This is a genomic window from Methylomonas sp. EFPC1 (assembly GCF_016925515.1).
In the GTDB taxonomy this organism is placed as follows: Bacteria; Pseudomonadota; Gammaproteobacteria; order Methylococcales; family Methylomonadaceae; genus Methylomonas; species Methylomonas defluvii.
Genome location: NZ_CP070494.1, coordinates 4456108 through 4474251, shown reverse-complemented (window position 1 = coordinate 4474251; position 18144 = coordinate 4456108). Strand labels below are relative to the sequence as shown.

At 53.2% G+C, this 18144-nt stretch carries 14 protein-coding genes; all 14 read left to right on the top strand.

The features are described from left to right. Positions 1 to 51: 51 nt before the first annotated feature. On the top strand, positions 52 to 534 hold the full coding sequence (locus JWZ98_RS20640) for a type VI secretion system tube protein Hcp (RefSeq protein ID WP_033159220.1): 483 nt from the start codon (positions 52 to 54) through the stop codon (positions 532 to 534). Between the two features lie 60 nt (positions 535 to 594). Next, positions 595 to 1401: a type VI secretion system accessory protein TagJ gene (locus JWZ98_RS20635; protein ID WP_205451571.1), complete on the top strand. Its 807-nt coding sequence runs from the start codon at positions 595 to 597 to the stop codon at positions 1399 to 1401. Further along, on the top strand, positions 1401 to 1904 hold the full coding sequence (tssE, locus tag JWZ98_RS20630) for a type VI secretion system baseplate subunit TssE (protein WP_033159218.1): 504 nt from the start codon (positions 1401 to 1403) through the stop codon (positions 1902 to 1904). The genes JWZ98_RS20635 and tssE overlap by 1 nt, the downstream gene beginning before the upstream one ends. Positions 1905 to 1906: 2 nt before the next feature. After that, positions 1907 to 3793, top strand: a complete 1887-nt coding sequence (gene tssF, locus JWZ98_RS20625; protein WP_205451570.1) for a type VI secretion system baseplate subunit TssF — start codon at positions 1907 to 1909, stop codon at positions 3791 to 3793. After that, entirely contained in the window at positions 3775 to 4830 is a 1056-nt protein-coding gene (tssG, locus tag JWZ98_RS20620) for a type VI secretion system baseplate subunit TssG (RefSeq protein WP_205451569.1), read from the top strand. Before tssF ends, tssG begins: the two co-directional genes overlap by 19 nt. 33 nt (positions 4831 to 4863) lie before the next feature. Next, positions 4864 to 7557 carry a type VI secretion system ATPase TssH gene (tssH, locus tag JWZ98_RS20615; protein ID WP_205451568.1) on the top strand — a complete coding sequence of 898 codons (2694 nt, stop codon included), beginning with the start codon at positions 4864 to 4866 and terminating at the stop codon, positions 7555 to 7557. A gap of 103 nt (positions 7558 to 7660) precedes the next feature. After that, complete coding sequence (locus tag JWZ98_RS20610) at positions 7661 to 8245, top strand: hypothetical protein (protein WP_205451567.1); 585 nt, start codon at positions 7661 to 7663, stop codon at positions 8243 to 8245. Between the two features lie 716 nt (positions 8246 to 8961). Continuing rightward, a complete protein-coding gene (locus JWZ98_RS20605; RefSeq protein ID WP_205451566.1) occupies positions 8962 to 9492 on the top strand; it encodes a putative adhesin in 531 nt (176 codons plus the stop codon). A gap of 331 nt (positions 9493 to 9823) precedes the next feature. Continuing rightward, entirely contained in the window at positions 9824 to 10291 is a 468-nt protein-coding gene (locus JWZ98_RS20600) for a hypothetical protein (protein ID WP_205451565.1), read from the top strand. Continuing rightward, complete coding sequence (locus JWZ98_RS20595; protein WP_205451564.1) at positions 10288 to 10593, top strand: hypothetical protein; 306 nt, start codon at positions 10288 to 10290, stop codon at positions 10591 to 10593. Before JWZ98_RS20600 ends, JWZ98_RS20595 begins: the two co-directional genes overlap by 4 nt. Positions 10594 to 10678: 85 nt before the next feature. Next, positions 10679 to 11260, top strand: coding sequence for a hypothetical protein (locus tag JWZ98_RS20590; protein WP_225892927.1), 582 nt, complete (start codon positions 10679 to 10681; stop codon positions 11258 to 11260). Between the two features lie 10 nt (positions 11261 to 11270). Beyond that, the gene (locus JWZ98_RS20585; protein WP_101053084.1) at positions 11271 to 11564 is read left to right on the top strand and encodes a PAAR domain-containing protein; all 294 of its coding nucleotides are present in this window, start codon (positions 11271 to 11273) and stop codon (positions 11562 to 11564) included. Between the two features lie 46 nt (positions 11565 to 11610). Then, a complete protein-coding gene (locus tag JWZ98_RS20580) occupies positions 11611 to 13563 on the top strand; it encodes a type VI secretion system tip protein VgrG (RefSeq protein WP_205451563.1) in 1953 nt (650 codons plus the stop codon). 151 nt (positions 13564 to 13714) lie between these two features. Further along, entirely contained in the window at positions 13715 to 18136 is a 4422-nt protein-coding gene (locus JWZ98_RS20575) for an RHS repeat-associated core domain-containing protein (protein WP_205451562.1), read from the top strand. The last annotated feature ends 8 nt before the right edge of the window (positions 18137 to 18144 follow it).

Here is an 18144-nt window from a genome sequence, read left to right as displayed (position 1 = left end):
TGGGTGGATGCCCGTTTGTATTTTTATCACTAACTTCGAAAGGAGAGCACTATGATCTTATTAAAATTCGCGACCGAAATTAAAGGCGATAGCACCGTAGCCAGCCATACGGACTGGATTACCGTAGACAGTTTGCAAATGGGCGTAGGTCGTGCCATTTCGACCAGCGGCGTCGGCAAAGACCGCGATACCAGCAATCCTTCGTTTTCCGAAGTCACCCTGACTAAAAGCATGGACATCGCGTCCGTCGACCTGTGGATGCAGTCCATCTGCGGCAAAAGCTTGGGTACAGCAACATTCCATTTCATCCAAACCGGCGGCGCGGATGCCAAGGGTCAAGTGTATCTGGAAATCGAACTGGCCGACGCTATCATCAGCGGCTACAGCCAATCCAGCGGCGGTGACCGCCCTCACGAGAGCATATCCATCAACTTCAACGAAGTTAAAATGAAGTACAACACTTTCGGCGAAGGCGAAGCACCAGCCGCCGGCGCATTCAAAGGTTGGAACTTGATGAAAAACGAAACCGTGTAATCCCCGACCCCGGTGGAACCAAAACCACTGGGGTTATTTTTGCACTCATCGGAGAATCGTATGCAGGACGTTTCACGTCTTATCGCCGAAGGCGAGCTGGATGCGGCATTGCAGCAAACCCAGCAGTACATCAGGCAAAATCCGGCCGATCCTAAATCGCGGATCCTGCTGTTTCAGCTGTATTGCGTGCAGGGCCTGTGGGATAAGGCGCTAAATCAACTTAATGTGTTGCGCGATTTGGATGCCTCCACCTTGTTGATGGTTAGTACCTACGAACAAGTTTTACTCTGTGAAGCATTACGTAAGGACGTGTTTGCCGCACGCAAAACGCCTTTGATTTTTGGCGAGCCGCCAGCATGGTTGGCTTTACTGTTAGAAGCGCTAATACGGGAAAACAGCGGCGATTTTCAGCAGGCCGTGGCATTACGAACTGAGGCCTTACAGCAGGCGCCGGCTACCGCTGGAGCGTTGGACGGTACACCGTTTGAATGGTTAGCAGACGCTGATAGCCGTTTGGGACCGGTGTTGGAGGCCGTCGTCAATGGTCGCTACTACTGGGTGCCGTTTATGCAGATCAGCAAGATACAGCTGGAAAAACCCACCGATTTACGCGATTTGGTATGGATACCGGCGCAATTTACCTGGATCAATGGTGGCGAAGCCAGCGGCTTGATACCTTGCCGTTATCCGGGTTCGGAAGCCGACTCGGACGCTCGCATCCGCCTGTCCCGTTTAACCGAATGGACTGAAGTCGCAGACGGTTTAATGCATGGCAAGGGGCAGCGCCTATTGGCCACCGACGTCGACGATTACGCGCTGTTAGATGTCCGTACTATTGAATTCAATGCGCCGGTAGGGCTGGAATAATGGCCGATTTACTGCACGCGGAACGTCTCCAACCGTCCTTGCTGGATCGGTTGACCGACGAAGCTCCCGACAAACGCGCGGAAACCCGCGAGCAACGTGTCATGTCTCTGCGCCAGTTGCGGCAGAGCGTATTGCGCGATTTAAGCTGGCTGCTGAATACCGCAGCGTTCGAGAGCATGGTCAATTTGACCGACTATCCGTTTGTGGCTCGTTCCGTATTGAATTACGGAACGCCGGTCTTGTCCGGCGTATCGCTGACCGGGATTGACGTTAAAAAGATCGAACGCAAGGTTAGGCAGGCAATTAATGATTTCGAGCCGAGAATCTTGGCGGACTCGCTGTCGGTAGAATTGGCAAAAGCCGATGATCAAATGAATCACAAGGCGTTGTCGTTTCGTATCGAAGGCGATTTGTGGGCGCAGCCGCTGCCGATACATTTATACATTCGCAGCGACCTGGATCTGGAAACCGGCGAAATCAGCGTCAAGGAACTGGACGGTTAACCATGGATCCCCGGCTGCTTAAATACTATAACCGCGAGTTGCAATACGTCCGTGAAGTAGGCGCGGAGTTTGCCGCAGAGTTTCCGAAAATAGCCAATCGCTTGGGCTTGGATACTTTCGAATGTTCCGACCCGTACGTAGAGCGCTTATTCGAAGGCTTCGCTTTTATGGCGGCTCGAGTGCAATTGAAGGTCGATTCCGAGTTTCCCAGCTTTACCCAGCAATTATTGCAGATTATCTATCCGCACTATTTGTCGGCTACGCCATCAATGACGGTGGTGGAGATGAAACCCGATTTTGCCGAAGCGGCTCTGGCAGACGGGATCACGATAGCCAAGGATACCGTGTTGCGCAGCCAGATCGCCAGAGGCGAACAAACCGCCTGCGAGTACCGTACTGCGCAAGACTTGCAACTGTTACCGTTGCAGATAGGCCAAATTGAATATCTGCCGAGTCTGGCTGCCGTGTCCAGTCGCGGCTTGACGGCCAAACATTTTCGCGGACCGGTCAAAGCGGCCTTACGTATCGTCTTGAATAGTGTGGGCGGTTTAAAGTTCAACGAAATTGCCCTGGACCGGCTGCCGCTGTTTCTGCGCGGTGTCGGCAATATCCCGTATCGCTTGTACGAACAACTGTTGGCAAATGTAAGCGGCATCGTCGGCAGTTTCCATAACGGGGTCTCGACGGAAATTCGCACGCTGTCTGCCGGCGGTTTACGCGGTCTGGGGTTCGAGCCGGACGAGGCTTTACTCAGACAGACGCCGCGCTCGTTCGACGGTTATCGAATATTGCAGGAATATTTCGCATTCCCGGACCGTTACCTGTTTGTCGAACTTGGTGGACTGGGAGAGCTAGCAAGTAACTGTGACAGTGAACAGATTGAGTTGTTCGTGCTGTTCGACCGCAGCGAACCGCAACTGATTAATGTGTTGGATCAGAACAATTTGGCCTTGTTCTGCGTGCCGGCTATCAATTTGTTCCCCAAGCGTGCCGACCGGATCCATATCGACCAGCGGCAGTCTGAATATCACATCGTGGTGGATCGCAGCCGGCCGATGGATTATGAAGTGCACAGCGTCAATGAAGCCACCGGTTTCGGTGCCGATCAGGAGAGCGAACAGGCCTTTCTGCCTTTTTACGGCTCTAAAGCGTCCTACCAGCACGCCGGGGAAACTGCGTTTTTCAGCTTACGGCGAGTGAATCGCGTGCTGTCTTCAAATCAACGTCGCAAGGGCGTGCGTTCCAGTTATATCGGCAGCGAAGTTTTTGTGTCCTTGGTCGATGCGGCCCAGGCGCCGTATTCCGGCAAGTTGGCGCAATTGGGGCTGGATACCTTATGTACCAATCGTGATTTGCCGCTGGTGATGCCGGTAGGCCAAGGTGATACCGATTTTACCTTGCAAGTTAGTGCGCCAGTGAAATCGGTGCGTTGTATCGCCGGCCCGACCCGGCCGCTGCCGGCTGCGTATGAGGCGGATACCGTGTGGCGCCTGATCAATCATTTGTCGCTGAACTATCTGTCGCTGCTGGATACCGATGCCAAGAGCGGTGCGGCGGCATTGCGTGAGTTGTTGGGCCTGTATGCTGACCAGCGCGAACCGGCCATCAAGAAACAGGTTGAGGGCGTGCTTTCCGTAGCTTCAAAAAATGTGGTCAGACGCATCGATGCCAAGGGGCCGATGGTGTTCGGGCGCGGCTTGGAAATTACCGTCATGCTAGACGAGTCGGCATTTGAAGGTGGTGGCTATTTTCTGTTGGCAACGGTATTGGAGCGGTTTTTCGCCCGCTACGTATCGATCAATTCTTTCGTAGAAACCGTAATACGCACTACTGATCGTGGTGAAGTGGCCCGCTGGCCTGCGAGGATGGGATGTCGGCACACGATTTAATCGGTGAATTGACGAAGGATGCGTCGCGCTTCGATTTTTTCGAGGCGGTGCGGTTAATCGAATGCCTGAATAGCGATAAGCCGCGTTTCGGTACCAGTGTAAAAGCGGCCGACGATGCGGTGCGTTTTTCCCAGGAGCCGGAACTGGAATTTCCTGCTACCGCTGTCGATTACTATTCGCCGGGCGGGACGGGGCTGGGTAAACCGAGATTGGCGGTGAATTTTATGGGTTTGTTCGGTCCCAACGGCCCGCTGCCGCTGCATTTGACCGAGTATGCCCGAGAGCGGCAGCGCCACCATCACGATCCGACCTTTGCTCGTTTTGCCGATGTTTTTCATCATCGCATGATTAGTTTGTTTTACCGGGCCTGGGCCAATGCCCGCCCGGAAGTGCATTACGACCGGCCGGATACAGACCGCTTTGGTTTTTACGTGGGTGCCATGCTGGGTATTTCCGGGGCGCCGTTTCAGAACCGGGACGCACTGACCGACCGAGGCAAATTGTTTTATGCCGGGCATTTTGCCGCGCAGACCAAACATCCTGGGGGTTTACAAGCCATTGTCTCGGATATTTTTAAAGTGCCGGTCCGCGTCGCCGAATTTGTTGGCGAATGGATGGACATTCAACCCCGTGAGCAAACTCGTTTGGGCTGGAGCAAAGACACCTGTTCTCTGGGGAGCTCTGTTGTGATCGGCGCTAGCGTTTGGGGTTGTCAACATAAGTTTCGTGTCGTTATCGGGCCGTTGCGCCGTAGCCTATATTTGGCCTTGCTGCCGGGCGGGGTGTTATTGCCCAAGTTGGTGGCCATCGTCCGCAATTATGTCGGCGACGAAATGGTCTGGGACGCACAATTGATTTTGGAAAAAGCCGAAGTACCGGAAGAGCTGGCCTTAGGAAAACCCGAAACGACCGGCGCGCATAGTATGAACGGCGATGCGCAATTGGGTTGGAGTACTTGGTTGGGACCGCGCCGCGGTGCAGGCGATGCCGATGATTTAACGCTTAATCCGTTTATACAGGCTGATGCTGCCTGCTGAACCACACTTAAACTTTAGCGAGGAATAAACACCATGGCGGAAATTAGCCGAGTCAAGTTGTTTGGGAAATTGAACAAGGTTTGTTACAAAGCCGTCGAGGGTGCGACGGTGTTTTGCAAACTAAGAGGCAACCCCTATGTCGAGTTGGTGCATTGGTTAAGCCAACTGCTACAACTGCAAGACTCCGATTTGCACCGCTTGGTGAAGCATTACGGTTTGGATGCCTCGGTGATTGCCAAGGACGTGACTAACGCGCTGGACCGCTTGCCGCGCGGTTCTACAGCTATTTCCGATTTTTCGCCGCATATCGAGGATAGTGTCGAACGCGGCTGGGTCTTCGGCACATTGTTGTTCGGTGAGTCTCAGGTGCGCAGCGGCCATTTATTGGTCGGTATGTTGAAAACCAAATCCTTGCGCAACGAGTTGCTGGGAATTTCCAAAGAGTTCGAAAAACTCAGACCGGATACGGTTTCCGACGAGTTGCCGAAGATTGTGTCCGGTTCACCCGAAGATGGATTGGTTGCCAATGATGGTTCGCTGGTTGGCGCTACGCCCGGCGAAGCCAGCGGTGCGATTGCACCGGCAGCGATGGGCAAGCAGGAGGCGCTGAAACAATTTACCGTTGACCTGACCGAGCAGGCGCGTAACGGCAAAATAGATCCTATCGTGGGCCGTGAGGAAGAGATTCGGCAGGTCATCGATATTCTGATGCGCCGCCGGCAGAACAATCCGATTCTGACCGGTGAGGCCGGTGTCGGCAAAACCGCAGTCGTCGAAGGCTTTGCGCTGAAGATCGTCGCCGGCGACGTGCCGCCGTCATTGCGCGATGTGAGCTTGCGGACTTTGGATGTCGGCTTGTTGCAAGCCGGCGCCAGTATGAAAGGCGAATTCGAAAACCGCCTGCGCCAAGTCATCGAAGAAGTGCAAGCCTCGCCAAAACCCATCATTCTGTTTATCGATGAAGCCCATACCTTGGTGGGTGCGGGCGGCGCGGCAGGTACCGGCGATGCCGCCAATCTATTAAAACCGGCGCTGGCACGCGGCCAATTGCGCACCGTCGCGGCCACTACCTGGGCGGAATACAAAAAACATATCGAAAAAGACCCGGCCTTGACCCGACGTTTTCAGGTCGTGCAAGTGCTGGAGCCGAGCGAAGCAAAAGCCATCGGCATGATGCGCGGCGTGGTCTCGGTGCAGGAAAAACATCACCAGGTGTTGATTCTGGATGAAGCGCTGGAAGCGGCCGTCAAATTATCCCATCGCTATATCCCCGCCCGGCAATTACCAGATAAGGCTGTCAGCTTATTAGACACCGCCTGTGCCCGAGTCGGCATCAGCCAACACGCGGTGCCCGCCGAAGTGGACGACTGCCGTAAACGCATAGAAGCCTTGGAAACTGAGTTGGCGATTATCGGCCGGGAAAAAGCCGTCGGTGTCGAAGTGGCTGCGCGGGAGCAAGTAGCTAACGAAAAATTGGCTGCCGAACAGGAGCGGCTGGCTGGTTTGGAAGAGCGTTGGAATGCCGAGAAGGAATTGGTCGGCAAGATTTTGGAATTGCGCGGCAAACTCAGATCGGCTGGACACGCTGTCGATACAGCCGAACCGGCGGAAGGCGATGCTGGTAGCGAAGCCAATGATCGCGACGCTTGGCTGACCGAATTGAAAGCCTTGCAGGCTCAACTCCACGCACAACAAGGCGAGTCGCCGCTAATTTTGCCAACCGTCGATCAGCAGGCTGTAGGCGCTGTTGTGCAAGATTGGACCGGCATTCCGGTTGGCCGGATGGTCAAAAATGAAATCGAAACGGTACTGAAGCTGCCGGATTTGCTGGAGCAGCGCATCATCGGCCAACGCCACGCACTGGAGATGATCGCCAAGCGCATCCAGACTTCGCGCGCCGGCCTGGATAATCCGAACAAGCCCATCGGTGTATTCATGCTGGCCGGTACTTCCGGCGTGGGTAAGACAGAAACCGCGTTGGCGCTAGCCGAAACCTTATATGGCGGCGAGCAAAACGTCATCACCATCAACATGAGCGAATACCAGGAAGCGCATACCGTTTCCACCTTGAAAGGCGCGCCTCCGGGCTATGTCGGTTACGGCGAAGGCGGCGTGTTGACCGAAGCGGTAAGGCGCCGGCCGTACAGTGTGGTATTGCTGGACGAAGTGGAAAAAGCCCACCCCGATGTGCACGAGATTTTCTTCCAAGTGTTCGACAAAGGCTGGATGGAAGACGGCGAAGGCCGGGTCATCGATTTTAAAAATACCTTGATCTTGCTGACCACCAATGCCGGCACCGACCTGATTGCCAACTTGTGCAAAGACCCGGATTTAATGCCGGAGCCGGAAGGCATTGCCAAGGCTTTGCGCGAACCGTTGTTAAAAGTATTTCCGCCAGCCTTGCTTGGACGTTTAGTCGTTATTCCTTACTACCCTCTCAACGACGAAATGATAGGCGCAATCGCCCGGTTGCAATTGGGCCGAATCAAAAAGCGCGTCGAAGAATCGCACAAAGTCCCGTTCAGTTACGACGACGAAGTCATCAAACTGATTGCCAGCCGTTGTACTGAATTGGAAAGCGGCGGACGGATGATAGACGCCATTTTGACCAATACCGTGTTGCCGAAGATTAGTGAGGAGTTCTTGACCCGAATGATGGAGGGTACGCCTATCCAAAGAGTGCATGTGAAGGTTGAGGACGGTGAGTTTGGGTATGGGTTTTCCTGACACCTTAAGTTGGTCTGATGCTCCACTCGGGGCCATAGATGACAAAGTTTAAGGGGCTCGTTGTAGTTTTCCGAATGTTCAATTTTAAGTAGAGGATAAAATCATGGCGGTCAGTAAGAGCATTGCGGAAGCGGCGGTGAGCGGTATTAATATGGATGTGGCGTCCGCTTTGGCAGGTTATTTCGCAGGTCATAAAGACGGCAAACATCGTTCTAAGACTTTGGCGATGGCTCATAAAACTGGAGCTGCACGAGTTACGTTTTTTCAAAAAAAAGTAACTCGTTCAGTTAAGACAGGGGAAAAGGAAGAGGTTGTTATAAAGAAGGGGTGGCATGGCACTTCCACCGAGGAGATTGTCAAGGTGCCTATTATGACTCCGCAGATTTTTTGGGAGGATCAGAAAGAGGAAGACGAGCAGCAACTTGTATCGTTAGCGCTTAAAAGTTCGCCGTCGCCGACCTACTATAAGCATGTTACGTATCCTGATAGCAGGTTTCATTTCGTAAGTCCGTTACCCAGTTTTGTTAAGGCTTATGAAGTGATACTAGGAAATGGGGGGAGTAAATCTATTGCCGAATTAGACAGGCTTAGCATAGTAATTATTGTCGGTCAGGGGACGAATCATCGGATAGTAACTGTGATGGCTGAGTCGTCGGTTGATGTTGCGAATTGGCAAAAACTTGTTTGAAATTTAACTATCGCTTTTTAGATTAGGTTCGAATACTCGGTTGCGAGTTGGTTATTTGATTGTATTTTCATGCCTAAAGAGTGGTTGCTGGTGAATTAATACGGGCTGTCGGAAAACAGAGTAAAAGTTTGTTTAGAGAGTCTGGAGTGAAATCAATTTTTACAAGAAAATATAGGCCATAAAAAATTGATTTTAAATGCGCGTTTAAAGTTGATATGAAGAATTGATTTGATGATGGTTTGGCTTGTTTTTTGGGTATTTAATAATACGGAAGAGTGATTTTTGAATTATTTAGATGGGCTATTTTTTACGGCGTATTTGTTTGGTAAGTGGTTGAAAGACTATTTGTTAAAAGTAAGTTAGGATGCAAAATATGTGCAATTCCGAGTATTGGCTCAGGGTGTAGGGAAGCAGGCAGCATTAAAATTAGATGGGTCAATTGGCAGGCTGGTAACGCTAGACCCAAAATCGAGATTAGTGTCGGTTAATAACCTAGCACCGGGGGGCTCAAACTCAGGTGAGCTATTTGGAACGACTTGTTAATTTATAGTCGAATAGAGCGCGTTGATATTGTGTGAAAAATCTGCTTTAGGTTCCAGTGTCTGACACATCGGATGCCTATCCGTTGCTCAGTCCTTGTCGCTGGGTTTGTTACAAATGATTGAAGCTTTTAGATCATTAAACTATTTGCTCAATAAAAAATAGGGGAGTTGAAAATGAAATATTTTATGACAGGGCATGGTGGTTGGACTGTGTCGGATGGATACTTTGATCTGCCAAAAGGAACAACCGTTAAGTTTTATACTGAGAATGCAAAGCTCATGCTTTCGAGCGATGTTTATAAAATTGTCAATGGAACCTTTAAAGGTAGCCCAACAAACATCGTAGGTGAGTATCGTAGCTGCCAGAATATGACGCTGTATCCCGATGATGCAGAATATATCGGACCAACTGATGCTGCGTTGGCTCAGAATCCGGATTCTGCCAATTGCAGAGTCTATCGAGTTACCGCAGCGAAGAAACTCAAGGATATTGTTAAGGACTTGGCTGGACATGAAATTATCTGGTGTTGCTGTCGAGACCTAAGCCTACGCGCCAGTGCAACTCAAGTTTACGACCCCAAGCTAAAGCAATTTGTCCCAGGTGTTGGCTCGAATTTGGCGACAAAATCTGGGATTAACGCCGGTGTCGAATTGGATACGGGGAAGTTCCTAAATTTCAATAAGGCTACGTGGAATTGGGATTAAATTTGTAAATAGAGATAGCGGTAACGCTTGCAGCGTATATAAAGACACAATTCTGGGGAATGTATTTTCGTAATTGTGGCCTGCGCCGTCCATATTTAGTTATCCAGGTCATTATCACTCTATGCAAGAAAACCGTAAGAATCCAAGATTCCCGCTTATCGGGAGTAATGGCTAAGGGGTTCTAAGAACTGAAGGTCCGAGTAGTGAAACGTATTCTAGGAGTCATTCCTTAGAATACGTTAACGCTATTCTGAGCTACGATAGCTTTCGCCTATTTTGACAATTTAAAAAAGTCTGGGGTACTTCACAATGATAATCTCTGTAAGTAAAGATGACACATTTAAATTCAGTCAATGATTTGCGGGAATATATTAAGGGGCTGGGGGAGTTTCGGGCTCGGCCTATTGTTGCCGGACAGCATCCGACTTTGTATTTGGATCAAAGTCAAGGAGCTATGATTGAAGGTATACGAGAAAAAGATTATCTTTTTTCGCCGTGCAAAAACTGGGTGGAACCGCATGAACAAATGGGGCTTTCATTTTCGGCTGGATGGAATCATTTAAAAGATCAGATCAAATTAAAACGTAAATGGAATAAAGATAAGCCAATTGATATTAATTGGTTATTGGCGAGCTTTGAATTGCCGGCTGGGCTCAAGTTTGTACAAGATACTCGGGATAATCAGCACTATTTGTTAACAGTTACCGAGCGTATGACCATCGACGCCTTAGCGGCAAAACTATTGATGATTGCCGATAGAATGGCAGTATATCCGCATGTGGAAAGGTTCTTGAAATGATTGCCTACAAGTATCCTGAGGAAAAAGAAATACTCATGCACTATGCTCATAAACTACAAGCAAATGGCATCATCGAGATTATTGACAAAGGATATGTAAAAAACGCCCACGAGGCCAAACTGCTGACGGCGTTTTTCTGGCAGATGGTCGACGAGTCGGTTAAAGATGCTGAGCAAGGGTTTGATGCCGCTGGTCATCGCGATCTTCAAGCCTATGATGAGTACATCATGAACACACTAAGATCTTATCTGGTTAACGCCGGATATGAAAAAGAATGGAGTGACGATGATGAGTCTGCGTAGTGAGATAAACGGCATAATAAGCTGAACGGTTTTTCGATTTATATTTGAAAGGTGAACGGAAAGTGGGGAATACATGGCTGGCGCAGTGTCATTAACTAAAGTATCGATACCTAAAGCCTCGGCGATTTGCCAGGATATTCAACTGGATCAGCAAGCAACTGCAGGCCTACTTGCGGACCCTGCGCCGGTTGATTTTTTGAATAAATTGCTCGAACAGCAACTTTATCCCGATGCCGTGCGTTTTATGGCCAGAGCGTTACCCAAGCGCGAAGCGACCTGGTGGGCCTGCCTTTCTGCGCGCAGTGTGGTGAGCCCGCAAACACCCCCTGAAGTCGTTAAAGCGCTCGATGCTGCAGAGTTGTGGGTATTTAAGCCAACCGAGCCTAATCGCCGGGCCGCCAACGCTGCCGCTCACAGCGCATCCTTCGAAAACCCTGCCGCATGGGCAGCCATGGCCGCGTTTTGGAGTGATGGCAGTATGGCGCCGGAAGACGCACCATCGGTTCCTCCTGCGGATAATCTGACGGCCAAGGCGGTGGCCGGTGCGGTAATGTTGGCGGCGGTATTGACTCAGCCGGAAAAGGCCTATGAGAAATACCAATTTTTTATCGATCAGGCTATTGATATTGCCAACGGCGGTAACGGCCGACTTTGGCAGGCGGCTTAAGGAGATTGCGATGGGACAGCCGGCCGCACGATTAACAGATATGCATGTTTGCCCGATGTTTACGGGACCGGTCCCGCATGTCGGCGGACCGATCAGCGGCCCCGGTGCGCCGACCGTCATGATAGGCAATATGCCTGCGGCGCGCGCGACTGATATGTTGGTCTGTGTTGGGCCGCCAGATACCATCGCAAAAGGGTCGGCAACCGTGATGATAGCCAACATGCCGGCCGCCAGGATGGGTGATATGTGCGCCCATGGCGGCACCATTATTCTCGGTTACCCTACGGTACTGATCGGTGGCTGACGCCGGCTTTATCTCAAAATTATCGTTTTAGCGTTAGGATTTCACCATGCCACTTTCTCAAGAATCTCGCACCGCTTCGGTGGTGACAGCCGCCGGTGCGGATACCTTTGTGCTGTATCGGATGACTGGTAAAGAACAATTGAGCAGTTTGTTCGAGTACGAGTTGGAATTGCTGAGCGAGAACGGCGATATTGATCTGCAAACGGTCTTGGGCACCAGCATTACCGTCAAATTGCAACTGGATAACGGTGCGCTACGCCCGTTCAACGGCATTGTCACGCAGATTAACCAATTCGGTATGCTCGGCGACCTGTATTTCTACCGAGCTATTGTGCATCCGAAAGTGTGGTTACTGACGCAAGCCAGTAACTGTCGCGTTTTATCGCCGGCGTCGGCAACCAAAAATGTACCGGACATGGTCAAGGCTGTCCTCGCCGAGCATGGTTATACCGACGTAACGACAAAGTTTTCCACCACCTACCAACCCCGCGATTTTTGCGTACAGTATCGGGAGACCGACTTCAATTTTATTAGCCGGCTGCTCGAAGAAGAAGGTATCTACTATTACTTCACGCATACCGACAGCATTCATTCGCTGGTGTTGTGCGACGACATTACCAAGTTGGCGGCAGCGACACCGGCCACGGTCAAATACTACCCTGCCGCAAACCAGGGCGGGCGCGACGAGGAGCATTTTTATGAATGGCGGCTTGGACGGCAAATTCGTTCCGGCAGTTACCGCTTAAAGGATTTCGATTTCGAGGCGACAACCGCGCCTTTGGACAAAGTCAAAGATTTGCCTGGCGAACATGCTCAAGCCAGCAAAACCGTCTACGACTATCCGGGGGAGTTCAAAGTAGACAGCGAGGGTGAGCGATACTCACGCCTGCGCATGGAAGAGCTACGCGCGGAGCACGAGCAAACCGTTGCGCTCGGCAATGTGCGCACGCTGGCGGTAGGACAAAAATTCACCTTGTCGGAATTTCCGCGTGCCGATCAAAACCGTGAATATCTGACGGTATCCACCCAATTCCAGATCCAAAACAACGACTACGGTATCGCCGAAGCGGGCGGCATGGACGAGTTTCAATGTACCTATTCCGTTATCAGTACCGAATACGCCTACCGTCCGCCGCGGCGTACCCGCGTGCCGGTAGTGCAGGGTGTGCAAACCGCCATAGTCGTCGGCGGCAGCGGTGACGAAATCCTGACCGATCAATATGGCCGGGTTAAGGTGCAATTTCACTGGGATCGGCTTGGCACAAAAAATGAAAATAGCTCATTTTGGGTGCGGGTTGCGCAGATTTGGGCCGGCAATAATTGGGGATCGATGTTTATTCCGCGCGTCGGCCAGGAAGTGATCGTCGATTTTCTGGAAGGCAATCCGGACAATCCCATCATCACCGGGCGCGTGTATAACGCCCAACAAATGCCGCCTTATAGCTTAGATGCCAACAAAACCCAAAGCGGGATCAAAACCCGCAGCACGCCTAATGGGGCGGCTGAAAATTTCAACGAAATTCGCTTCGAAGACAAGAAAGGTAACGAAGAGCTCTACATGCACGCCGAGAAAAACTTTACGCGCATTGTTGAAAACAACGACGTGCAAAAAATCGGTTTCGAGAAAAAAGATGCCGGCGACCAAACCGTGGACATCTACAATCACCGCACCATCACGCTGGACCAAGGCAACGACAAATTGACGGTCAAGACCGGCAATCACACCGTGGAAATCGACAAAGGCAACGACAGTTTGACCGTCACCCAAGGGAACCGGACCGTCAAAGTCAACGCCGGCAGCATTTCCGAAGAAGCCGGGCAGTCCATAGAGCTTAAAGTGGGCTCCAACAGCATCAAAATCGACAATAGTGGCGTCACGATCAAAGGCATGACCGTTAAAATCCAGGCAGACACCCAGGCCGAATTGAAGGGCTTGCAGACCACGGTGAGTGGCGATGGCATGCTGACCCTTAAAGGCGGGATGGTGATGATCAACTGATGATCATTTTTCCGCCGCGCGAAACCAACCGGATAGAGTAAGGATAATGCTGGAATACTACAGGGATAAGGGACGCCGGGCCGGCGTCGAGCTGGGTGGCGACGACAATGCGTCCATCCAGACTACAGCGTGTGCCTGGATGGAGGTATAGATGGCCGGATGGAAAGATCCCAGGCCAACGGGCTCCGAGATCCGGCCGCGCAACATCGATGCCGGCACGACGATCCGCGATGCTACGCCACGGCCGACACCCATAGGCGTATTACCCGGCCAACCGGCTAAGGCAGCACCGCGCATAGTACCGACTCGTAGCGGTTTACCGACATTAAAGCCGGGCTCGCAAGGTGCTGAGGTTCGGCAGTTGCAAGGCTTACTTAACGCCTGTCTTAGTCCATCGCCAAACTTGGTCCTTGATGGGCGGTTTGCTCAGGCTACCGCGAATGCCGTGCGCCAGTATCAACAAAGCGTCGGCATTAACGCTGACGGTATCGTCGGTAAAGACACCTGGTTTTATCTGCTGAAGGGGGATAAAGCGAAAGTCGCAGCGCCGATGCCTCCACCGCCACCCGCAACTGCCAGTACTAGCGCGGTCCAATCGGCTCCCGCACCTAATATGCCTATGCCCATACCGGTGGAAACGGTGGGGAGCTGGACGCTGGAGCGCAAATTCTCCGAAGCCTTGCGTTTAACCGCACCCAAACTGCCCGGCAGTATGCGCCGCGAGTTTGAAGCGCTGCTCAGTCCGGAAAGCTTGGCGATCATGGCCGCCACATTGGTTATTTGGGCTGGCGCCCACGTGTTTGGCGTTGGCGAAATCGTCGATATTCTGATGCTGGTCGGCGGCATCCTGATGTTCGGGCTCGCGGTATTCGGCGTCGCCCGCGACCTGGGCGAATTTTTGGCGATCACCGCCACTGCGGGCAATGAACAAGATCTAGACGAAGCTGCCACGCATCTGGCGGAAGCCATCGCGGTGATCGGTGTTGCGGCCTTCGTCGCGCTGTTGGCAAAAGTGCGTTCTTTACGCGGAAAAAAAGGCTTGGCCCGCGAATCGGGAGCCGCCTCGGAAGCAGTAACGCCATCGCAAGCAACCGGCAAATCGGCATCCGGTAAAGCGCCGGCTCGTGCGGGTGCGGCGGCGGAGGGGGAAGCCGCCGGCGGGGCCGCCACCTCTAAACAAACCGCATGTCCGGGTAAGGATTGCAAAACCGCCGGCGAGCCGATCAGCATGCTCACCGGCGAGGAAATGCTGGAAAAAATCGACTTTACTTGGGATGGCCCATTGCCCTTGGCTTGGCGGCGTTATTACCGTAGCAGCCAATCCGATGTTGATCATCAATTGGGTTTCGGCTGGCTGACGCCGTTGGACGAGTGGCTGGAAATCGGCGAGCGCGTGACGTTTTGCAATGCCGATGGTCAGCGTATCGATTTGCCCTTGCCCAAGCCCGGAGCCCATAGCATTAATCTACCGGAACAGGTTCGCTTGTACCGGGAAAACGGCCAGTATCGCATCGTCGATCCTAGCGGCTTAGCAAGAACCTTTACCGGTCGGTCTGGCCGTTGCCCTCTGCGGGCCTGGCACAACAGCCAGGGCCAAAGCCTGTATTTTCACCGCGACGCCAACGGCGACGTCGAGCGCATCTCCGCCAGCTGGAACAAGCATTTACTGTTGGAACGCCAAGGCCGGCGCATCGTCGCGATTCGTCCCGGCAAACGTGTCGGAAGCGGATTCGAAGCGGCCGGCGAGCCGCTGGTAAATTATCTTTATAGCGAAGAAGGCGATTTAATCGGTGCTCGCGACCGCCTCGATCAAGGCGAAAGCTACGCTTATCGCAATCATGTCATCGCCCGCCGCACCCTGCCCACCGGCTTTAACTTTTACTTCGAATGGGATCAAGACACGCCGCAAGGCAAATGTCTGCACAACTGGGGCGATAACGGCGTTTACGATTACCGTTTCGAATGGTTACCGGACGGCGTCAGCCATGCCATCGATTCGCGTGGCGGCGTCGCGGTGTATCATCACGATCCGCAAGGCCTGTTGCTCTTGGAACGCAGCCCGGAAGGCCGGGAAACCTGCCATAGCTACAACGCCGACAATCAACTGGCGCAAACCGTAGCACCGGATGGCGGCGTCACCCGCTTTAACTACGATAACGAAGGCCGCCTGATCGGGGTGTCCGATGCGCTGGGTTTTAGCCAGCGCGTCAAATACGACAAACAAGGCCGTCCGGTCGAACTGATCGATGCCTTGGATCAGCGCTGGCTGCGCCGCTACGACGCCAACGGCCGTCTGGAAGAAACCGTCGCCGCCAACGGCGCGGTCACCCAGTATCAATACAACGCTCAAGGCGTGCCGGTGCGTATCACCGATGCACTGGGCCGCACCCGCTCGCTGTTGTGGGACGAACAGTTGCGCCTGGTCGGCGAGATCGGCTTTGAGGGCATCAAGACCCGCTACCAATACGACGATGATGATCGTATCGTCGCCATCGTCGATCAAGACAAACGCACCACCCGTTACGGCTACGACGCGGCCGGCCGTGTCACCGCGGTGCAACACGCGGACGGCAGCACCGTGCAACTGCGCTACAACGCCGCCGGCTTGTTGACCCATTACATCGATGGCCTGAGTCACACCACCGAATACCGCTACGACGACGGCCTGTCCCAACCCACCGCCCGCATCGATCCGTTGGGCCATGAAATGCGTTATCGCTACGACAGCGAACGCAACCTGATCGGCCTGGTCAACCCCAAAGGCGAAACCTACAGCCTTAACTACGACCGCGACGAAAACCTCATCGAAGAAATCGGCTTCGACGGCCGCATCCAACGCTACCGCTACAATGCCGCCGGCGCGCTGGAAGCCTACCTGCAACCCGCCGCCGACGGCGATTGGAGTGTCACCCGCTTTGAACGCGACCGCCTCGGCCGCTTGCTGAAAAAACACGCCGCCGACGGCAGCCTGAGCCAATACGGCTACGATCCGTTGGGCCGCTTGCAACTAGCCAAAAATGCCGACAGCTTGGTGCTGCTGGGCTACAACGCCCTGGGCCAGATCAACCAGGAAAACCAGAACGGCGCCATCGTCCGCCACAAATACGACCTGCTGGGCCGGCGCATCCACACCGAAACCCCGGACCGGCACCGCATCGACTACCGTTTCGGCGAGCGCTACCTGGACAGCATTGAATTCGACGGCCAAACCCTCACCAGCCACCGCTACGACGATCTGGGCCGGGAAATCGGCCGCAGCCAAGGCCCACTCAACACCGACTACGACTACGATCCGCTGGGCCGCCTGTTGCGGCAACGTGTCGCCGGCAAGGGCCAGGCGCCGCTGATCGGTCGCCAGTACAGCTACGATACGGCCGGAAAACTCCGCGAACTGGACGACCTGCGCCAGGGCCGCAGCCAATACCACTACGATCCCGCCGCCCGCCTGATCCGCAGCGAAGGCCTCAGCCCGGAAAGCTTCGTCCACGACCCGGCCGGCAACCTGCTGGGCGCCAGCGCCGAAACCGGCCGCGTCGAAGGCGACCGCTTGCTGATGATGGGCGACCGCCACTACAGCTACGACGTCGCCGGCAACCTGATCGAAGAAAAACGCGGCAAGGCCGGCCACAGCGTCACCCGCTACCAGTACGATAGCGACAACCGCCTGATTCGCGCCGAAACGCCGAATGGCACGACGCAATACCGCTACGACGCCCTAGGCCGACGCATCGCCAAGCACACCGCGCAAGGTGAAACCCGCTTTCAATACGACGGCCCACGCCTGCTCACAGAAACCGATAGCCAGCGCAGCCGCACCTATTTATTCGAACCCGGCAGCTTCCGGCCCTTGGCGCTGCACGAACAAAACCACACCCAAGCCAACGGCGCCACCTACCACTACCACCTGGATCATCTCGGCACGCCCAGGGAGCTGACCGATACCAATGGCAGAATCGTCTGGTCCGCCCGCTACCACGCTTACGGCAACTTGGCCCTGGCCGATGTCGAAACTATCGACAATCCTCTACGTTTCCAAGGCCAGTATTACGATGCCGAAACCGGTTTGCATTACAATCTCAACCGGTATTACGATCCGAATGCAGGGCGGTTTATTCATCAGGATCCGATTGGCATCAAAGGGGGGATAAACATATATTGTTATCTTGTGAATCCGATAATGTCAGTGGACCCTCTCGGATTAGCGCCGCTTACCGGTGTAGATTTTTCCGGTAGCCCGGATTTGTTCCCATCGGGAACTGGGCAGCAAAGCATTGTGGAAATAACGATGCAGGGTTCGAGATCAAGAGACTTTGTCCAGGCCTATAAGGCTGCGGGAATAAGCCCTGTAGATGCCGAAGGGTATACTTGGCATCACGTTGATGATTTTAATCCGTCTACAGGGAAAACCACTATGCAGTTGGTGAAAACTGAGGCTCACGAGGCTAGTTTTCCGCATAGAGGCTCGGTGTCTCAGTTTGAGAAGCAATATGGTGTTGAGTATGACAGTAAAGAGTCAGTCGATATAGCCAACAAAAACGGCTGGTTGAAGGGCCGCAAACCTAAATGTGGTTAAATCGGAGG

Bases quoted from the DNA above. Each gene is read 5' to 3' on its own strand.
- JWZ98_RS20600 (WP_205451565.1), top strand. From the start codon at position 9,824: ATGACACATTTAAATTCAGTCAATGATTTGCGGGAATATATTAAGGGG.
- JWZ98_RS20575 (WP_205451562.1), top strand. From the start codon at position 13,715: ATGGCCGGATGGAAAGATCCCAGGCCAACGGGCTCCGAGATCCGGCCG.
- tssF (WP_205451570.1), top strand. From the start codon at position 1,907: ATGGATCCCCGGCTGCTTAAATACTATAACCGCGAGTTGCAATACGTC.
- tssE (WP_033159218.1), top strand. From the start codon at position 1,401: ATGGCCGATTTACTGCACGCGGAACGTCTCCAACCGTCCTTGCTGGAT.
- JWZ98_RS20585 (WP_101053084.1), top strand. From the start codon at position 11,271: ATGGGACAGCCGGCCGCACGATTAACAGATATGCATGTTTGCCCGATG.
- tssH (WP_205451568.1), top strand. From the start codon at position 4,864: ATGGCGGAAATTAGCCGAGTCAAGTTGTTTGGGAAATTGAACAAGGTT.
- JWZ98_RS20640 (WP_033159220.1), top strand. From the start codon at position 52: ATGATCTTATTAAAATTCGCGACCGAAATTAAAGGCGATAGCACCGTA.
- JWZ98_RS20635 (WP_205451571.1), top strand. From the start codon at position 595: ATGCAGGACGTTTCACGTCTTATCGCCGAAGGCGAGCTGGATGCGGCA.
- JWZ98_RS20580 (WP_205451563.1), top strand. From the start codon at position 11,611: ATGCCACTTTCTCAAGAATCTCGCACCGCTTCGGTGGTGACAGCCGCC.
- JWZ98_RS20610 (WP_205451567.1), top strand. From the start codon at position 7,661: ATGGCGGTCAGTAAGAGCATTGCGGAAGCGGCGGTGAGCGGTATTAAT.
- tssG (WP_205451569.1), top strand. From the start codon at position 3,775: ATGTCGGCACACGATTTAATCGGTGAATTGACGAAGGATGCGTCGCGC.
- JWZ98_RS20595 (WP_205451564.1), top strand. From the start codon at position 10,288: ATGATTGCCTACAAGTATCCTGAGGAAAAAGAAATACTCATGCACTAT.
- JWZ98_RS20605 (WP_205451566.1), top strand. From the start codon at position 8,962: ATGAAATATTTTATGACAGGGCATGGTGGTTGGACTGTGTCGGATGGA.